The sequence below is a fragment of the Reyranella sp. genome (assembly GCF_965227665.1).
In the GTDB taxonomy this organism is placed as follows: domain Bacteria; phylum Pseudomonadota; class Alphaproteobacteria; order Reyranellales; family Reyranellaceae; genus Reyranella.
Window position 1 is genome coordinate 5,255,526 of record NZ_OZ245767.1, and the last position, 17,768, is coordinate 5,273,293.

18 protein-coding genes are annotated in these 17,768 nt (G+C 67.9%); 3 read left to right on the forward strand and 15 right to left on the reverse strand.

What is annotated here, in order from left to right:
• The first annotated feature begins 57 nt into the window (after positions 1 to 57).
• Positions 58 to 1,299: a Zn-dependent hydrolase gene (locus ACO07I_RS25415; protein WP_422012391.1), complete on the forward strand. Its 1,242-nt coding sequence runs from the start codon at positions 58 to 60 to the stop codon at positions 1,297 to 1,299.
• A 132-nt stretch (positions 1,300 to 1,431) separates the two neighbouring features.
• Positions 1,432 to 2,589: a benzoate/H(+) symporter BenE family transporter gene (locus ACO07I_RS25420; protein WP_422012393.1), complete on the forward strand. Its 1,158-nt coding sequence runs from the start codon at positions 1,432 to 1,434 to the stop codon at positions 2,587 to 2,589.
• Here the strand turns inward: ACO07I_RS25420 and ACO07I_RS25425 are convergent.
• From ACO07I_RS25425 to ACO07I_RS25450, 6 genes are all read right to left on the reverse strand, one after another.
• Positions 2,579 to 2,809 (reverse strand): formate dehydrogenase subunit delta, encoded by a 231-nt coding sequence (locus tag ACO07I_RS25425; protein ID WP_422012395.1) that lies wholly within the window; start codon positions 2,807 to 2,809, stop codon positions 2,579 to 2,581. The two genes, ACO07I_RS25420 and ACO07I_RS25425, sit on opposite strands and share 11 nt — an antisense overlap.
• Before the next feature lie 5 nt (positions 2,810 to 2,814).
• Positions 2,815 to 5,658: a formate dehydrogenase subunit alpha gene (gene fdhF / locus ACO07I_RS25430; RefSeq protein ID WP_422012397.1), complete on the reverse strand. Its 2,844-nt coding sequence runs from the start codon at positions 5,656 to 5,658 to the stop codon at positions 2,815 to 2,817.
• Between the two features lie 11 nt (positions 5,659 to 5,669).
• Positions 5,670 to 7,226 carry a formate dehydrogenase beta subunit gene (locus ACO07I_RS25435; protein ID WP_422012399.1) on the reverse strand — a complete coding sequence of 519 codons (1,557 nt, stop codon included), beginning with the start codon at positions 7,224 to 7,226 and terminating at the stop codon, positions 5,670 to 5,672.
• Positions 7,223 to 7,690, reverse strand: a complete 468-nt coding sequence (locus ACO07I_RS25440) for a formate dehydrogenase subunit gamma (protein WP_422012401.1) — start codon at positions 7,688 to 7,690, stop codon at positions 7,223 to 7,225. Before ACO07I_RS25440 ends, ACO07I_RS25435 begins: the two co-directional genes overlap by 4 nt.
• 96 nt (positions 7,691 to 7,786) lie before the next feature.
• A complete protein-coding gene (locus ACO07I_RS25445) occupies positions 7,787 to 8,677 on the reverse strand; it encodes a LysR family transcriptional regulator (RefSeq protein ID WP_422012403.1) in 891 nt (296 codons plus the stop codon).
• Between the two features lie 27 nt (positions 8,678 to 8,704).
• Complete coding sequence (locus ACO07I_RS25450; protein ID WP_422012405.1) at positions 8,705 to 9,262, reverse strand: carboxymuconolactone decarboxylase family protein; 558 nt, start codon at positions 9,260 to 9,262, stop codon at positions 8,705 to 8,707.
• An 86-nt stretch (positions 9,263 to 9,348) separates the two neighbouring features.
• On the opposite strand from ACO07I_RS25450, the gene ACO07I_RS25455 reads away from it, so the two are divergent.
• Entirely contained in the window at positions 9,349 to 9,660 is a 312-nt protein-coding gene (locus tag ACO07I_RS25455; RefSeq protein WP_422012407.1) for a winged helix-turn-helix transcriptional regulator, read from the forward strand.
• Positions 9,661 to 9,672: 12 nt separating this feature from the next.
• Here ACO07I_RS25455 and ACO07I_RS25460 read toward each other — a convergent pair whose 3' ends face one another.
• From ACO07I_RS25460 to ACO07I_RS25500, 9 genes are all read right to left on the reverse strand, one after another.
• Positions 9,673 to 10,113: a hypothetical protein gene (locus ACO07I_RS25460; RefSeq protein ID WP_422012409.1), complete on the reverse strand. Its 441-nt coding sequence runs from the start codon at positions 10,111 to 10,113 to the stop codon at positions 9,673 to 9,675.
• On the reverse strand, positions 10,110 to 11,351 hold the full coding sequence (locus tag ACO07I_RS25465; RefSeq protein WP_422012411.1) for a sulfite oxidase: 1,242 nt from the start codon (positions 11,349 to 11,351) through the stop codon (positions 10,110 to 10,112). Before ACO07I_RS25465 ends, ACO07I_RS25460 begins: the two co-directional genes overlap by 4 nt.
• A 29-nt stretch (positions 11,352 to 11,380) precedes the next feature.
• Positions 11,381 to 12,172 carry an ABC transporter permease gene (locus ACO07I_RS25470; RefSeq protein WP_422012413.1) on the reverse strand — a complete coding sequence of 264 codons (792 nt, stop codon included), beginning with the start codon at positions 12,170 to 12,172 and terminating at the stop codon, positions 11,381 to 11,383.
• Positions 12,173 to 12,182: 10 nt separating this feature from the next.
• A complete protein-coding gene (locus ACO07I_RS25475) occupies positions 12,183 to 13,022 on the reverse strand; it encodes an ABC transporter permease (RefSeq protein ID WP_422012415.1) in 840 nt (279 codons plus the stop codon).
• A 193-nt stretch (positions 13,023 to 13,215) separates the two neighbouring features.
• A complete protein-coding gene (locus ACO07I_RS25480) occupies positions 13,216 to 14,226 on the reverse strand; it encodes an ABC transporter ATP-binding protein (RefSeq protein ID WP_422012417.1) in 1,011 nt (336 codons plus the stop codon).
• 1 nt (position 14,227) lies between these two features.
• Complete coding sequence (locus tag ACO07I_RS25485) at positions 14,228 to 15,319, reverse strand: polyamine ABC transporter substrate-binding protein (protein WP_422012419.1); 1,092 nt, start codon at positions 15,317 to 15,319, stop codon at positions 14,228 to 14,230.
• A 10-nt stretch (positions 15,320 to 15,329) separates the two neighbouring features.
• Positions 15,330 to 16,031, reverse strand: a complete 702-nt coding sequence (locus ACO07I_RS25490) for an ABC transporter ATP-binding protein (RefSeq protein WP_422012421.1) — start codon at positions 16,029 to 16,031, stop codon at positions 15,330 to 15,332.
• Positions 16,031 to 16,783, reverse strand: coding sequence for an ABC transporter ATP-binding protein (locus ACO07I_RS25495; RefSeq protein WP_422012423.1), 753 nt, complete (start codon positions 16,781 to 16,783; stop codon positions 16,031 to 16,033). The genes ACO07I_RS25490 and ACO07I_RS25495 overlap by 1 nt, the downstream gene beginning before the upstream one ends.
• Positions 16,776 to 17,753, reverse strand: a complete 978-nt coding sequence (locus ACO07I_RS25500) for a branched-chain amino acid ABC transporter permease (RefSeq protein WP_422012425.1) — start codon at positions 17,751 to 17,753, stop codon at positions 16,776 to 16,778. The genes ACO07I_RS25495 and ACO07I_RS25500 overlap by 8 nt, the downstream gene beginning before the upstream one ends.
• Positions 17,754 to 17,768 lie beyond the last annotated feature (15 nt).

The window sequence follows — 17,768 nt, forward strand, 5'->3', positions numbered from 1 at the left end:
TTCGCTGGCTGGCATTTGCTATGGTCGCGACTTGTTCCGATCCGGAGTCCACAGCCAATGACCGCCAGCGACCGCCCCAATCTCCGCATAGACCATGACCGACTGTGGTCGAGCCTGATGGAGTTGGGCCAGATCGGCGGGACGGAGAAGGGTGGCGTCTGCCGCATCGCGCTCACCGATCTCGACCGGCAGGGACGCGATCTGTTCGTGCGCTGGGCGAAGGAGGCGGGCTGCACGATCAAGGTCGACCAGCTGGGCAACGTCTTCGCGCGCCGCGAGGGCCGCGATCCGGCCAGGCCGCCGATCATGACGGGCTCGCATCTCGACACCCAGCCGACCGGCGGCAAGTTCGACGGCGCCTATGGCGTGATGGCGGGGCTCGAAGTGCTGCGCGTGCTGCACGACTCGAACTACGTCACCGAGGCGCCGATCGAAGTCGCGGTGTGGACCAACGAGGAAGGCTGCCGCTTCGCGCCGGCGATGGTGGCGTCGGGTGTGTTCGGCGGCGCCTTCACGCTGGACCACGCGCTGTCGATCAAGGATCGCGACGGCGTGAGCTTCGGGGAGGCGCTGAAGCAGATCGGCTACGACGGCAAGGAACCGGTCGGCGGCCGGCCGGTCGGCGCCTTCTTCGAGGCGCATATCGAGCAGGGTCCGATCCTGGAGCGCGAGAAGAAGACGATCGGCGTCGTGACGGGTGCGCAGGGCCAGCGCTGGTACGAGATCAACTGGACGGGCATGGAGAGCCATGCCGGCACGACGCCGATGGAAGGCCGTCGCGATGCGCTGGTGGGTGCCGCCGAGCTGATCGTGGAGTGCCGCCGCATCGGCAACAGGCCCAACGGCCGTTCGACCATCGGCGTGGTCGAGAGCCAGCCGCAGGCGCGCAACACGATTCCGGGCCGAGTCTTCATGACGGTCGACTTCCGCCATCCCGATGACGGCGAGCTGACGAAGATGGATACCGAGATGCGCGCCGCTGTGGCCGATATCGCCAAGCGCCACCGGCTCGAGGTGAAGATCGAGCAGATCTGGTACTTCCCGCCGTCGCCCTTCGCCAAGGAGCTGGTCGATGCGGTGCGTCGCGGCGCCGAGCAGGCGGGCTATCCGCACATGGACATCGTGAGCGGGGCGGGCCACGACGCCTGCTATGTCAGCCGGGTCGCCCCGACGGCGATGGTGTTCGTGCCCTGCAAGGACGGCGTCAGCCACAACGAGATCGAGGACGCGAGCAAGAGCGACGTCGGCGCCGGCGCCCAGATCCTGTTGCAGGCAATGGTCGAGCGCGCGAATGCGTGAGATGGCGCACGGCGATTTTTCGACGAAGTTTGTCATCCCGAGCCGCAGGCGAGGGACCTTTGATCGCTGTCGCGAAAGGTCCCTCGCTTCGCTCGGGATGACACCGCGGTCGACCTCGGCAAGCGTGCGCCCTTGAAATTCGGTGGTCTCGTCTCCGTCGCGGCCGCAGCCCTGGTCGCGACGATCGCGGGCGTGGGCGGAACTCTGCCCGTGGTGCTGGCGGCGGCCCAGGCGGTGGGAGCGACGCCGGACCAGGCGAGTTCCTGGGTTTCCGGGCTCGGCCTCGCCACGGCGGCCAGCGCGCTGCTGCTCAGCGTCCGCTACCGCATGCCGATCATCACCGCCTGGTCGACGCCGGGCGCGGCGCTGATCGCCTCGACCTCCGGCGTGCCGAGCTTCGCGGCGGCGGTCGGCGCATTCGTGCTGGCCGCGCTTCTGATCCTGCTGACCGCGGCGGTGAAGCCGCTCGGCCGGCTGATCGGGAAGATTCCACCAAGTATCGCCGCGGCCATGCTGGCCGGCATTCTGCTGCGCCTCGTCATGGCGATGGTCGAGCATGTGCCCAGCGCGCCGTTGCTGGTGCTGCCGTTGATCGCCCTGTTCTTGGTGGCGCGCGTCTTCTTTCCGGCTCTCGCCTCGCTGATCGTGCTGGTCGGCGGCGCGCTGCTCGCCTGGTCGCTCGGCCTCGTGAAGCCATTGCCGTCGCTCGGCCTCTCGACTTTGGTCGTTACCGCGCCCGCGTGGGACGTGGCCACGCTCGTCGGTCTCGGTGTGCCGCTCTATCTGGTCACGATGGCGTCGCAGAACCTGCCGGGATTCGCGGTGCTGCGCGGCTCGGGCTACCAGCCGCCGACGCAGCCCATCCTCGCGGTCACGGGAGCCGCATCGCTCGGCACGGCGTTCCTCGGCGCCCACACGTCGAACCTCGCCGCCATCTCGGCCGCCCTGTGCACGGGCCCCGACGCCCATCCCGATCCGGCGCAGCGCTGGAAGGCGGGGCCGTTCTACGCTCTGTTCTGGGTCCTGATCGCCCTGTTCGGCGCCTCGCTGGTCGGTCTGTTCGGCGCCCTGCCGCCGGCGCTGCTTGCGACGGTTGCGGGCACCGCGCTGCTGGGCTCGACGGCGGGCGCTCTGGGCATCGCGCTGGTCGGCGAGCAGGACCGTCTCGCGGCGACGGGCACCTTGGCCGTCACCGTTTCGGGCGTCACCTTGATGGGCGTCGGTTCGGCCTTCTGGGGGCTGTGCTTCGGTCTGCTGATCCTGGGCCTGGAGCGCCTGTTCAGGAGGTAGGGCCGGACGCCTCGGCCTTGAGACGCGCGACCGCCTCGCGCGCCGGCGCCTCGAGCCCAGCGCCGCCCGCCTCCAGGTGCGCCACGATGGCTGCCCGCATGCGCGGCTCCCAGAACTTGCGCAAATGATCGGCGATGGCGATGGCCGGGTCGGCGCCGCGCTGCGAGGCGAAGAACTGGCCGATCTGGTTGGCCATGCGCACCAGCTTGGTGGCTTCCATCGCTTCTATTCCGCCGCTGGTGCGGCCGCGATGCGCCGGTGGGCGAGAGCCTGGGCATCGTAGGTGCGCTGCCAGTCGCTCGGGCCGTTCGACGGCGCGACCTGGACCGCGGTCACCTTGTACTCGGGGCAGTTGGTCGCCCAGTCCGAATTGTCGGTGGTGACGACGTTGGCCTGCGTGCCGGGGTGATGGAAGGTCGTGTAGACGACGCCCGGTGCCACGCGGTCGGTGACGCGGGCCCGCAGTGTCGTGCCGCCGGCGCGGCTGTCGAGCCTCACCCAGTCGCCGTCGCGCACGCCCCGGTCCTCGGCATCGTGCGGGTGGATTTCCAGCACGTCCTCGTCGTGCCACACGATGTTGGCCGTGCGCCGCGTCTGGGCGCCGACATTGTACTGCGAGAGGATGCGGCCGGTCGTCAGCAATAGCGGAAAGCGCGGGCCGACCTTCTCGTCGGTCGGCACGTATTCGGTGACGATGAAGCACCCCTTGCCGCGCACGAAGCCGTCGGCATGCATCACCGGCGTGCCGGTGGGCGCGCGCTCGTTGCAGGGCCACTGGATTGAGCCCTCGCGGTCGAGCAATTCGTAGGAGACGCCGGCGAAGGTGGGCGTGGTACGCGCGATCTCGTCCATCACCTGCGAGGGATGGTCGTAGTGCATGTCGAAGCCCATCGCCTTTGCGATCGCCAGCGTGATCTCCCAGTCGGCCAGGCCGTTCTTGGGCGTCATGACCTTGCGCACCCGGTTGATGCGCCGCTCGGCATTGGTGAAGGTGCCGTCCTTCTCGAGGAAGGTCGAGCCGGGTAGGAAGACGTGGGCGTAGGCCGCGGTCTCGTTAAGGAACAGGTCCTGCACGACGACGCATTCCATGGCGGCCAGCGCCTCGGCCACGTGGTGCGTGTCGGGATCGGACTGCAGGATGTCCTCGCCCTGGACGTAGAGGCCCTTGAAGCTGCCTTCGAGTGCCGCATCCAGCATGTTGCCGATGCGCAGGCCCGGCTCGGCATCGAGCGGCCGGCCCCATAGCGCCTCGAAGGTGCCGCGCACGCCGTCGTCGGAGACATGGCGGTAGCCCGAAAATTCATGTGGGAAGGAGCCCATGTCACACGAGCCCTGGACGTTGTTCTGCCCGCGCAGGGGATTCACGCCGACGCCGGGCCGGCCGATGTTGCCGGTGGCCATCGCCAGGTTGGCGATCGCCATCACCACGGTCGAACCCTGGCTGTGCTCGGTGACGCCCAGCCCGTAGTAGATCGCTCCGTTGCTGCCGGTGGCATAGAGGCGGGCGGCGGCCCGGATCGTCTCGGGCGGAACCCCGACGAGCGGTCCGACCGTCTCCGGACTGTTGCGCGGCTCGGCAACGAAGGCCGCCCAGTCCTCGAAGGTCGAGAGATCGCAGCGCTCCCGGACGAAGGCCTCGTCGACCAGGCCTTCGGTGACGATCGTATGGGCGAGGGCGTTGAGGATCGCGGCGTTGGTGCCGGGCCGCAGCGCCAGATGGAAGGCGGCCTCGACGTGCGGCGTGCGCACCAGATCGATGCGGCGCGGGTCGATCACGATCAGCTTCGCGCCCTGGCGCAGGCGTTTCTTGAGCCGAGAGGCAAAGACCGGATGGGCGTCGGTGGGGTTGGCGCCGATCACCAGCACGATGTCGGCCTGTTCGACCGAATCGAAATCCTGGGTGCCGGCCGATGTGCCGAAGGTCGCCTTCAGCCCGTAGCCGGTCGGCGAGTGGCAGACCCGCGCGCAGGTGTCGACGTTGTTGTTGCCAAATCCGCCGCGCACCAGCTTCTGGACCAGGTAGGTCTCCTCGTTGGTGCAGCGCGACGAGGTGATGCCGCCGATGGCGCGCTTGCCGTGCGCCGCCTGCAGCCGCCTGAACTCGGAAGCGACACGATCGATGGCCTCATCCCAGCTCACCTCCCGCCAGGGCTGGTCGATGGTCTCGCGGACCATCGGCTTCAGGATGCGCTCGCGATGATGGGCATACCCCCAGGCGAACCGGCCCTTGACGCAGGAATGGCCGTGATTGGCCTTGCCGTCCTTGGCCGGCACCATGCGAACCAGCTCCTCGCCGCGCATCTCCGCCTTGAAGTTGCAGCCGACGCCGCAATAGGCGCAGGTCGTCGTCACTGAGTGTTCCGGCTGGCCGATCTCGATCACCGACTTCTCGATCAGCGTGGCGGTCGGGCAGGCCTGCACGCAGGCGCCGCACGAGACGCATTCCGAGGCGATGAAGCTCTCGGCCATGCCGGCCGAGACTTTGGATTCGAAGCCGCGCCCCTGGATGGTGAGCGCGAAGGTTCCCTGTACTTCCTCGCAGGCGCGCACGCAGCGCGAGCAGACGATGCACTTGGAGGGATCGAAGGTGAAATAGGGGTTGGACTCGTCCTTCTCCTGGGCGAGATGGTTCTCGCCCTGATATCCGTAGCGGACCTCGCGCAGGCCGACGGCACCCGCCATGTCCTGCAGCTCGCAGTCGCCGTTGGCGGCGCAGGTCAGGCAGTCGAGCGGATGATCGGAGATGTAGAGTTCCATCACGCCCTTGCGGACCTGCTTCAGCCGCTCGGTCTGGGTCGACACCACCATGCCGGGCGCGACCGGCGTCGTGCAGGAGGCGGGCGTTCCGTTGCGGCCTTGGATCTCGACCAAGCACAGCCGGCACGAGCCGAACGCCTCGAGCGAATCGGTGGCGCAGAGCTTGGGCACCTGGATGCCGGCCTCGACGGCGGCCCGCATGATCGAGGTGCCGGCCGACACCGTGACCTCGTGGCCGTCGATGGTGAGTTTGACCGTGGCGGCTGTGGGGCTGGCGGGCGTGCCATGGTCGATCTCGTGAACGAACGACATGAGCCTGTCCTCTAGTCCGCCGCGGCGACGAAGCGCGCACGATCGAAGTCTTCGGGGAAATGCCGGATCGCGCTCATCACCGGGTAGGGCGTGAAGCTTCCGAGCGCGCAGAGCGAGCCGAACTTGAGCGTCTGGCAGAGGTCCTCGATCAGGGCGAGGTTGGCCGCGACGCGCTCGCCCCGCAGGATCCGGTCCATGGTTTCGGTGCCGCGTACCGAGCCGATGCGGCAGGGCGTGCACTTGCCGCAGGATTCGAGGGCGCAGAAGTCGAGCGCAAACCGCGCCTGTCGGGCCATGTCGACACGATCGTCGAACACCACGATGCCGCCGTGGCCAAGCAGGCCGTCGCGGGCCGCGAAGGCCTCGTAGTCGAACTTCGTATCGAACAGCGCGCGCGGGAAATAGGCGCCGAGCGGGCCGCCGACCTGGACGGCCCGCACCGGCCGGCCATTGGCCGTACCGCCGCCGATATCGTCGACGATTTCGCCCAGGGTAAGGCCGAAGGCCGTCTCGAACAGGCCGCCATGCCGGACATTGCCGGCGAGCTGGATCGGCATGGTGCCGCGCGACCGGCCGCTGCCGAGCGTGGCGTATCGCTCGGCACCATCGGCCAGAATGGCTGGCACGCAGGCCAGGGTGAGGAGATTGTTGATCACCGTCGGGCGGCCGAACAGGCCCGTGTGGGCCGGAACAGGCGGCTTGGCGCGGACCTGGCCGCGTCTTCCCTCGAGGCTTTCGAGAAGCGACGTCTCCTCGCCGCAGACATAGGCGCCGGCGCCCACCCTGATCTCGATCTCGAAGGCAATTCCACTTCCGGCGGCGTCGGGACCAAGACAGCCGCTCGTCCGGGCGATGTCGAGCGCCTCCCTCATGATGCGAATGGCATCGGGGTATTCCGAGCGAATGTAGACGTAGCCCTTGGCAGCGCCGACGGCGAAGCCCGCGATCGTCATGCCTTCGATCACCGCGAACGGATCGCCTTCCATGAGCATGCGGTCGGCGTAGGTTCCCGAATCGCCCTCGTCGGCGTTGCAGACGATGTACCGGCCGTCCGAGCCGGTCTCGGCGACCGTCCGCCACTTGATGCCGGTCGGAAAGCCTGCGCCGCCGCGGCCGCGCAGGCCCGACCGGATCACTTCCTCGATCGTGCGGGCAGGCCCGAGGGAGAGGGCGCGGGCGAGGCCGCGATAGCCGCCCTGGGCGCGATAATCGGCCAGCGACAGTGGGTCGATGACACCGCAGCGCGCAAAGGTGATGCGCGTCTGGCGCTTCAGGAAGGGGATGTCGTCAGGCCGGCCGATGCAGAGCGGGTGGGCTTTCGCTGCCTCCAGGCCAAGCGCGAGAAGGCCCGGCACGTCGGCCGGCGCCACGGGCCCGAAGGCAAGACGCCCCTCCTGGGCTTCCAACTCCACCATCGGTTCGAGCCAGAACAGGCCGCGCGAGCCCGTGCGCACCAGCTCGATAGGGAGATCGAGCCGCCGCGCTTCGGCGGCGATGGCCGTCGCCACGCGATCGGCACCGACCGCGCGGGCCGCGGCGTCGCGCGGCACGAAGATCCTGAGCGTCATGCGCCGATCTCGTCCGCCAGCTCGTCCGGCGAGGCCTCGTTCAGGCGTCCGATCGGCACCTCGTCGAGCAGGGCGGCGGGCGCGCAGGCGCACAGGCCGAGACAGTAGACTGCCTCGACGGTCAGCCGACCATCCGGCGTCGTGGCGCCCCACTCGAGGCCGAAGCGGTCGAGGATCCGGCGTGCGATGCGCTCGCCATCCATTGCCTGGCAGGCCTCCGCCCGGCAGAGCTTGAGCACCAGGCGGCCGGCCGGCGCTTCGCGGAAATCATGATAGAAGGTGACGACGCCATGCACCTCGGCGCGCGTGAGATTGAGCGCGTGGGCAACGAAGGGCACCGCGGGCGGCGGAATGCAGCGGAAGGCCGCCTGCAGATCGTGCAGGATCGGCAACAAGGCACCTTCCTGGCCGGCATGGCGCCGGACGATTTCTGCGGCTTGCGGCTCATTCCAGGCCACTGGCATCGTTTCGCTCCCGTTCCGGCGCATGATCTGCCGTCGGGCGCGTCGCTTCAACAAAGCAGACCCATGAGGCGATAGAGACCCTCTATCGCGTGGACCTCACGCCAGCGATTTCGCCAGGTGTTCGGCTTCGGAGACCAGGGCCGCGGCCAACGGCGTCATGGGCTCGCGTGGCGGTACCACGAGGCCGATCCCGTGTACCGCTTCGGGCTCGACAATGGGGATCGATCGCAGATGTTCGGTCAGTCCCAGCGTATCGGCCAGCTTCTCCGGCATCACGCTGGCCCAGCGGCCGGTGCGCACATGCGAAAACAGCACGATCATCGAATTGGATTCGAGTGTCGGATCGGATCGTTCGCCGACCGCGCCCAGGAGCTGGTCGATGATGCGCCGGTTCTGCATGTCGGGCGTCAGCAGGCAGAGCGGGATGCGGCCGACTTCGGCCCATGTCACGCGCGCGCGATTGCCGAGCGGGCTGTTCTCCGACGTGAGCAGCCGATACTGCTCGAGATAGAGCGGCACGGCGCGCAGGCGCCCCAGCGGTTCGTTGTCGATATAGGTCAGGCCGGCATCGACTTCGAGATTTTCCAGCATCGAAAGAATCTGGGTCGAGGTCCGCGACAGGACGGTGAACTGCACGTTGGGGTGCTTGGCGCGAAAAGGCGTCGTCAGGGCCGACACCATGGCGAGCGCCGTCGGGATGGCGGCGATCCGCAGGCGGCCGGTCAGGCCTTTGCGCAGCGCCTTGACCTCCTGTCGCATGGCGCGCGTGTCGGCAACAATGGTGCGGGCCCATTCGAGCACACGGTCGCCTTCGGCGGTGAAGCCCAGGAACCGCGAGGAGCGCTGCACCAGCATCACGCCCAGCATTTCTTCCAGGTGCTTGATGCCGGCCGAGAAGGTCGGTTGCGTGACCCCGCAGATCTCCGCGGCTTTGCCGAAATTTCGCTCCCGCGCCAGCGCCAGAAGAAACTCCAGCTTGTCGATCATGAGGGGCGGGCGGGCGTCATGGCGTACTCAGCCTAACAGAGGCGGTGCCGGAAAGCGCGCGCCGTAGGCTTCGAGCGGCAGCTCCAGGGCGCGGCAGAGGAAGCTGATCGTGTGGTAGTAGCCCGCCAGCGCGATCGCTTCGAGGATCTGGGCCTCGTCGAAATGGGCGGCGAGCCGGGCCCAGGTTTCGTCGCCGATCGTGCGGCGGTCGACCAGATCGTCGACGGCGGCCAGCAGGGCCTGTTCGTCGGCAGACCAGCAGGGTGCACCGGCCGACCCGTGGACCGTGGCGGCAATCTTCTCCGCATCGAAGCCGACCTTCTCCGCGAAGAAGGCGATATGGACGCCCCATTCGTATTCGGCGCCCAGCCGCGCCGTCGTGCGATCGATCACGACCTCGCGCTGTCGCAGCGAGAGGGCGCCCTTGTCGAGCAGGCCGCCGGCGAACATCTTCCCGAAGACGCGCGGGTTGCGCGCCATCGTCCGGAACAGGACCAGCGGCGCCACGCCCGGGGGCATGGTGCGGGCCAGGGCGGCTGCGATCTCGGGCGGGTAAGGCGCGTCGGCGGGAGCGATGCGGGGCATGGCGGGTCTCCACTTGGTGTGCTACAGATTCCGTAGCAATGGGTGAGCCGAATCGCTACAGAAAATGTAGTAACGGAGTGTAATAGATGGTGAAGAGGGTGCGCGGCTCGACGACCGGTCGCCCGATCATGGCGTTGCTCGACCTGCTGGGCCGGCGCTGGACCCTGCGCATCGTCTGGGAACTGCGCGAGGAGCCCAGGCGCTTCCGCGAGCTGCAGGACCTGATCGGCGCCAGCCCGACCATCGTGAACACGCGGCTGGCCGAGCTGCGCGAGGCCAAGCTGGTCGAGCTCGACGAGGCGGTGGGCTACCGGCTCACGGCGCTGGGCAACGAGCTGCTGCGGCTGTTCCTGCCGCTGCACGTCTGGTCGGAGAAGTGGGCGAAGGCGACGGCCTAGCCTTCGCCCGCCTCATTTCAGGAACGGATTGTCGCTGCCTCGGCCCTTGCGGCGCGGCGGGAAACTCTCGGCGAGATAGTCGAGGATTTCCGCGCGCTCCTCGGCCTTGATCGGTGGCATGCGATGCTTCTCCAGCATCAGGTCGATGGTCGAGTCCCAGAGGTCGCGCGTGAGCCCCTGGGCCTTGATCAGCGCGACGCCGTGGCAGGCCGTGCACGTATAGAACGTCAGCTCACGGTTCTTGCCCTCGGGCAGGTCCTCGACCGTGTCGTTGTGCGGCGGCGGCTTGCCCTTGTCGGGATCGACGACCGGCGGCGCCGCCGCCGCCTTGGGCGCCGGTGGTGCGTAGACATACTTGTCCCTGTGCAGCTCGCCGGCGCGATCGAAGGCGAGCAGGACGAACGTCGCCGTGAGGCCGAGGACGGCGGCGTGTATCACGTTGAGGCGGGTCAAGATTCGACGAGCACGCGGATGCGGTTGACCGGATTGGCCCCGTAGCCCTGCGGGTTCCAGTTGGCGGCCTGGAAGGGCTGGGTGACACCCTTGCTGTCGGTCGCCTTGACCCAGACTTCGTAGTAGCCCGCGGTCGGAAGCTCGATCGAGGCGGTGAAGTTCTGCCAGGCATACTTGTTGGCGGGGGCGTCGACCTTCGCGGGCTTCCAGGTGACGCCGTAGTCGGTCGAGATGTCGACTGTCTTGATGTCGAAGTCGCCGGCCCAGGCATGGCCGCGCAGGTCGAGCTTGCGCGAGGTGAGGCGCGCCCCGTCGGCCGGGAAGGTGATGATCGAGCGGACCGGCATCGATTCCAGGATCGCCATGTCCTTGTCGTTGCCCTTGCTGCCGGGAACGATCGGCGTCTTCGGCACCCGGTAGGAGAAGCCGCCCATGCCGGGACCGTCATGCTCCTTGTCGCGGATCCAGATGCGGTTCAGCCACTTGGTCGACGCCGAAGCGGGCCAGCCCGGGATGACGAGTCGCACCGGCGCGCCGTGGATCAGCGGCAGGTCCTGGCCGTTCAGCTTGAAGGCGATCAGCGAGTGTTCCTCCATCGCCTTGGCGATCGGCACACCGCGCGAGATGGTCGGCTTGTTGGTCTCGCCGGCCAGGGTCGGGTCGGCGCCATAGGCGCCGGTATAGACGGCGGAGGGCTTCAGGCCGGCGGCCTTCAGCACATCGGCCAGGCGCACGCCGGTCCACATCGGGCAGCCCGCGCCGCCGTTGGTCCACTGGTTGCCGCGCGCTTCCGGCGTGAAGAAGGAGCGGCCGTTGCCGCCGCATTCCAGCATCAGCTGGTAGGTGACGGCGGGAAACTTGGTCATCAGGTCGCCGACCGTGATCTCCATCGGCGTGTTGACCTCGCCGTCGATCTTGACCTTCCACGCCTTGGGGTCGCCCGTGACATCGGGCACCTGTCCATTGTTGCGGATGAAGAGCTTGTCGGTCGGCGTGACGTTGTCGTCGAGCAGCTCGGCTTGGGTCTCGGCGACGAGCGGCTTGTCGCCCAGAACTGCCAGCTTGGCCTTGCCGTCCATCTCGAGCAGCTTCGGTCCCTTGGCGGCCGCCGGCGCGCCCTGCGCCCGAGCCGCGCCGCCCACCGGCAAAGAAGCCCCCAACGATGCACCGACAGTGGCCATCCCGGCCCCCTTCAGCACAGTACGGCGTGACGCCTTGGACGTTCCGGAACGAAGCATTTTTTCCTCCCTTAGGAGGATTTCTTAACTCAAACTTTCCGCCGCGTCAGCCATCCCGACATGATCAGGGCACAGGCCGCGACCGAGACGACGAGCGTCGCCAGCACGTTGATCTGGGGATCGACGCCCAGTCGCACGCTGGAATAGACGCGCATCGGCAAGGTCTGCGACTGTGCGCCGGCCACGAACTGCGTGAGGATCAGATCGTCCAACGACAGGGTGAAGGCGAGCAGCCAGCCCGAGCCGACGGCCGGCGCGATCAGCGGCAGGGTGATGGTGCGGAAGGTCACCCACGGCGTGGCGCCGAGATCCATTGCGGCTTCTTCCAATGCGCGGTCGAAGTCGGCGAGGCGGGACTGCACGACGATGGCAACGAAGGCGATCGAAAAGGTGGCGTGGGCGATGGCGATGGTCAGGAAACCGCGGTCCGGGCCACCGAACAGCCTCTCCGAGCCGACGAACAGCAGCAGCATCGAGATGCCCATGACGACTTCCGGCATCACCATGGGGGCCACCACGAGGCTGCCGAACAGGGTGCGGCCGGGAAAGCGCGGGGCGCGGGCCAGCGCGTAGCCGGCCGCGAGCCCGAGCAGCGCCGCGCCGGTCGCGCTCACCAGGGCGATGCGCAGCGACAGCCACGCGGCCTGCAGCATCGCCTCGTTGCTCAACAGCGCGTGCCACCATTTCAGGGAAAAGCCCGACCAGACGGTGACGAGGCGCGATTCGTTGAACGAATAGACGATGACCAGCCCGATCGGCAGGTAGAGAAAGGCATAGCCGAAGGCCAGCATGCCGAAGGCGAAGCGGGCTCGGCTCCTCATGCGAAGGGCTTCATGGGCGCCGCTCCAGGCTGCGCGCCTGGTTGCGCTGGAACAGCGCGATCGGTCCGCCCAGCAGCACCAGCAGGCAGACCGCGACGGCCGAGGCGAGCGGCCAGTCGCCGTTGGTGAAGAATTCGTCCCACAGGACCTTGCCGATCATCAGCGTCTCGGTGCCGCCCAGCAGGTCGGGGATCACGAACTCGCCGACTGCCGGGATGAACACCAGCAGGCAGCCCGCGACGATGCCGGGGAGCGACAGCGGCAGGGTGACGGTCAGGAAAGCCATGAAGGGCTTGGCGCCGAGATCGGCCGCCGCTTCGAGCAGTCCGTGGTCGAGCTTCTCGAGGGTGGCGTACAGCGGCAGCACCATGAAGGGCAGGTAGGCGTAGACGATGCCGAGATGCACCGCCCATTCGGTACCGAGGATGGTGCCGGGATTGGCGGCGAGGCCGGTCCAGCGCAGGAACTGTTCGATCAGGCCGTTGTCGGCCAGCAGGCCCATCCAGGCATAGATGCGGATCAGGAACGAGGTCCAGAAGGGCAGCACGACCAGCATCAGCAGCAGCGGACGCCGGTTGGGCGCGGCGCGTGCGATGGCATAGGCCATGGGATAGCCCAGCAGCAGCGCCACCAGGGTCGACGTCGCCGCGATGCGCAGGGAGGAGAGCCAGGCCGCCAGATAGAGATCGTCGGAGAAGAGCAGCGCGAAGCTCTTGAAGCTGAGCCCCAGCTCGACCGGCGGCACCGAGTCGGGCGCGTAGGTTCCCAGCGAGATGGCCAGCACCAGGAGGCAGGGCAGCAGGAAGAAGAGACCGAGCCACAGGAACGGCAGGGCGATGACGAGGCGCATCGCCTAGAGTCCTTCCATCCACATTGACCCACTTACCTCATCCTGAGGAGCGCCGTGAAGCGGCGCGTCTCGAAGGATGGGCAACAGGCAAGGTGCGCGTACCGACCCTTCGAGACGCATCGCTGCGCGATGCTCCTCAGGGTGAGGTCGGTGTTGGAATGCTCGGCTCGATTCGATCTCGCCCATTAGCGCTCTAGGCCTCCAGCCTCTGGCCGGACTCGTCCGACCAGCCCAGCCAGACCTGCCGGCCGCGAGCAAAGGCTTCGCCCGCGTTGCGGCTGGTGTTGGTCGTCGCGACGGTCATCATGCCGTAGGCGTCGGTCTCGACGTGATAGAGCGAGCGGTCGCCCTCGTAGGCGACATCGACGATCCGGCCGGTGACGGCGTGCGGAAGATCGGGCCGCGTGGCCGCCAGAACGATCTTCTCTGGCCGCAGGGCGATCCAGCCCCCGCCGGGCGAGTCGAGGATGTTGGCGATGCCGATGAAGTCGGCCACGAATCGCGAGGCCGGATGCTCGTAGACCTCGTGCGGCGTGCCGATCTGGGCGATGCGGCCGGCATTCATCACGGCCAGCCGGGTCGCCATGGACATCGCCTCTTCCTGGTCGTGGGTCACCATGACGAAGGTGAGGCCGAGCTGCTCCTGCAGCCGCACCATCTCGAAGCGCGTGCTCTCGCGCAGCTTGCGGTCGAGCGCCGCCAACGGTTCGTCCAGCAGCAGGAGCTTGGGCCGCTTCACCAGCGCCCGCGCCAGCGCCACCCGCTGGCGCTGGCCGCCGGAGAGCTGCGAGGGCTTGCGCTTCGCATGGTCCTGCAGATGCACGAGCGTCAGGATCTCCTCGACTCTCGCGGCGATCTCGGGGGCCTTCACGCCGTCGCGGCGCAGCCCGTATCCGACGTTGGCCGCCACATCCATGTGGGGGAAGAGGGCATAGGACTGGAACATCATGTTCACCGGCCGCCGGTAGGGCGGCACGTCGGTCATGTCCTGTCCGTCGATGAACAGCCGGCCCTCGTCGGGCGCCTCGAAGCCCGCCAGCATGCGCAGCAGGGTGGTCTTGCCGCAGCCCGAGCCGCCCAGCAGCGCGAACAGCTCGCCTCGCGCGATCTCCAGATCGACGCGATCGACGGCGACGATCGGTCCGAAGCGTCTGGTCAGTCCCTCGATGCGGACGATCGGGCCATCGCGAGAGGTGAGGCTCAATTCAACGGCCCGTCTTGACCGAGGTCCACAGGCGCGTGCGCTCGCGCACCTGCTCGGCGGTGCCGGCGGTGAGCGTGTAGAACTTGGCGCGCACGTCGGCCGGCGGATAGATCAGCGGGTTCTCCGAGATGTCCTTGGGCAGCAGCGCGAAGGCCGCCTTGTTGCCGTTGGCGTAGCCCGTGAGCTCGCTCGACGCTGCGGCGACCTTGGCCTCCAGCATGAAGTCGAGGAAGCGATAGGCATTGGCCTGGTTGGGCGCGTCCTTGGGGATGGCGACGACATCGATCCAGAGCTGCGAGCCTTCCTTGGGGATCGAATACGCGATGTCGACCTTGCTGGCGGCCTTGGCGCCGCGGTCGCGCGCCTGGAAGACGTCGCCGGAATAGCCGAAGGCCAGGCAGATGTTTCCGCCGGCCAGCGCGTTGATGTACTCCGAGGAATGGAACTTGCGCACGTACGGCCGCACCGCCTTCACCACGTCGGCGGCCTTGGTGAGGTCCTCCGGATTCTTCGAATCGGGATCGAGGCCGAGATACTTGAGCGCGGCCGGCAGCACGTCGGTGGCGCTGTCGAGCAGCATGACGCCGCAATCCTGGAACTTCGAGACGACCGCCGGATCGAAGATCATGCGCAGCGAATCGACCGGCGCGTCGGGCAGGCGCTTCTTGATCTCGGCGACGTTGTAGCCGATGCCCGTCGTGCCCCACATCCACGGCACGCCATGGGCGTTGCCCGGATCGTACTTGGCCAGCGCCGTCATGATCTCGGGATCGAGGTTCTTCCAGTTCTTGAGCTTCGCCTTGTCGAGCGGCAGGAAGATGTTGGCCTGGAGCTGGCGCACGAAGAACGGCGAGGCCGTCGGCACGACGATGTCGTAGCCCGACCTGCCGGTCCGCAGCTTGGCGTCGAGGATCTCGTTGCTGTCGTAGGTCGTATAGTTGACCTTGATGCCGGTATCCCTGGCGAAGTCCTTCACCTGGTCCTCGGCGATGTAGTCCGACCAGTTGTAGACGTTGACCGAGCCCTGGGCGGCGACGGGGCCGGCAGCGGCGAGGAAGAGCAACGAGGCAACGGCAAGCAGACGCATCGGCAACTCCGCAGGATCAGACGCCAAGATACCTGTGCTGCAGGTCCTTGTCCCCGGCCAGGGCCTGGGACGAGCCGGACCACACGACGCGGCCCTTCTCGACGATGTGGTGGCGGTCGGCCAGCGGGATGAGCGCCGACACGTTCTTGTCGATGACGAGGATCGCCTGACCCTCGCTCTTCAGCCGGCCGAGGCAGGACCAGATTTCCTGGCGGATCAGCGGCGCCAGCCCTTCGGTCGCCTCGTCGAGGATCAGCAGCTTGGGGTTGGTCATCAGGGCGCGGCCGATCGCCAGCATCTGCTGCTCGCCGCCGGAGAGCTGGTTGCCCATGTTGCGCTGGCGCTCGGCAAGGCGCGGGAAGAACTCGAAGACCCGCGCGATGGTCCACGGGTTCGGCCGCGCGGTGCGGTTGGCGCTGGCGGCCACGAGGTTCTCGCGCACCGAGAGGTTGGGGAAGATCTGGCGTCCCTCCGGCACCAGCCCGAGGCCGAGCCGGGCGATGCGGAAGGAAGGCAGGCCCTCGACCCGGGCGCCCTCGAATTCGACCGCGCCGCGGCGCGCCGGCATCAGGCCCATGATCGTGTGCACGGTGGTGGTCTTGCCCATGCCGTTGCGGCCCATCAGGGTCACGACCTCGCCGGCATCGACGTGCAGTTCCATGCCGAACAGCGCCTGGCTGGGGCCATAGAAAGCGTCGAGTTCGCGAACCTTCAGCATCAGGCCATCTCCTCGCCGAGATAGGCCTGGCGTACGTCCTTGTTCGCGCGGATCTGGTCGGGCGTACCGCTGGCGATGGCGCGGCCATAGACCAGCACGGTGATGCGGTCGGCGAGCTGGAAGACGGCATCCATGTCGTGCTCGATCAGCAGCATGGCGTGCTTCTGCTTCAGCGCCTGCAGGAAGCCGATCAGGCGCTGGCTCTCCTCGACGCCCATGCCGGCCATCGGCTCGTCGAGCAGCAGCAGGCGCGGATCGCCGGCCAGCGCCATGGCGATCTCGAGCTGGCGCTGTTCGCCATGGCTGAGGGACGCGGCCAGGGTGCCGGCACGCTCACCCAGTCCGACCTCTTCGAGCAGGTGGCGGGCGGGGCGGCGCAGGCTTTCGTCGCGCCGCGCATCGGCCAGGAAGCGGAAGGAGTGGCCGGCATGGCCCTGCACCGCGAGGGCCACGTTCTCCAGCGCCGTGAACTCGCGCAGCACCGAGGTGATCTGGAAGGAGCGGCCGAGGCCCAGCCGCACCCGCGCATGGGTGGCCAAGCGGGTGACGTCGCGGCCGGCGAAGTGGATCGCGCCGGAATCGGGAGCGACGACGCCGGTGAGCTGGTGGATCAGGGTGGTCTTGCCGGCGCCGTTCGGGCCGATCAGCGCGTGGATCTCGCCCGGCCGGACGTCGATCGAGACATTGTCGGTAGCCAGCAGGCCGCCATAGCGCTTCACCAGAGCCTCTGTGCGCAGCAAGGGCTCAGTCATGACGGCGTCCCAGCAGCGAGTCGATGCCGCCGCGGGCGTAGAGCGCGATCAGGACCAGCAGCGGGCCGAACACGATCATCCAGTATTCGCCCCAGCCCTTGTGGGCGAGGTTGAGGAGCGGCGGCAGCGCCTCCTCCAGCACGAAGAAGGCGATGGTGCCGTAGAGCGGGCCGAACAGCGTGCCCATGCCGCCCAGCACGACGATGACGATGAGGTCGCCCGACTTCATCCACGACATCATGGCGGGCGAGATGTAGGCGCCCTCGTTGGCGAGCAGGATGCCGGCGAGGCCGCCGAACGCGCCGGAGATGGTGAAGGCCGCCAGCCGGTAGCGGAACACCGGGAAGCCGAGCGCCGTCATGCGCAGCTCGTTCGACTTGGCGCCGCGGATCACCAGGCCGAAGCGGGAGTTGGCGTAGCGGCCGCAGAACCACAGGCTGGCGCAGAGCAGGGCGAAGCACAGCCAGTAGAAGCTCGCCTTGTCGCGCAGGTCGATCAGGCCGGGGAAGCGGCTGCGGCTGATGTTGAGCCCGTCGTCGCCGCCATAGGCTTCGAGGCCGCTGCCCACGTAGTAGACGAGCTGCGCGAAGGCGAGCGTGATCATGATGAAGTAGAGGCCGCGGGTCCTGAGCGACAGCGCGCCGATCACGACCGCCCAGGCCGTGGCCGCGAGCAGGGCGACCGGCCACTGGATCCAGCCGCTGGAAATCCCTTCCGCCGACAGGATGCCGACCGCATAGCCGCCGATCCCGAAGAACATCGCGTGGCCGAAGCTCACGAGCCCGCCATAGCCCAGGATCATGTTGAGGCTGACTGCGGCGATCGACCAGATGACGATGCGCGTGCCGATCGACAGGAGATAGCGCTGGTCGAATGCCTGGGTGAGCAGCGGCAGGACTGCCAGCACCAGCAGGATCAGGGCCGTCGCGAACCCGCGCGGTGTGCGGAGTGAGGAGACGAGGTTCCTCATCGGAGCGCGCCACTC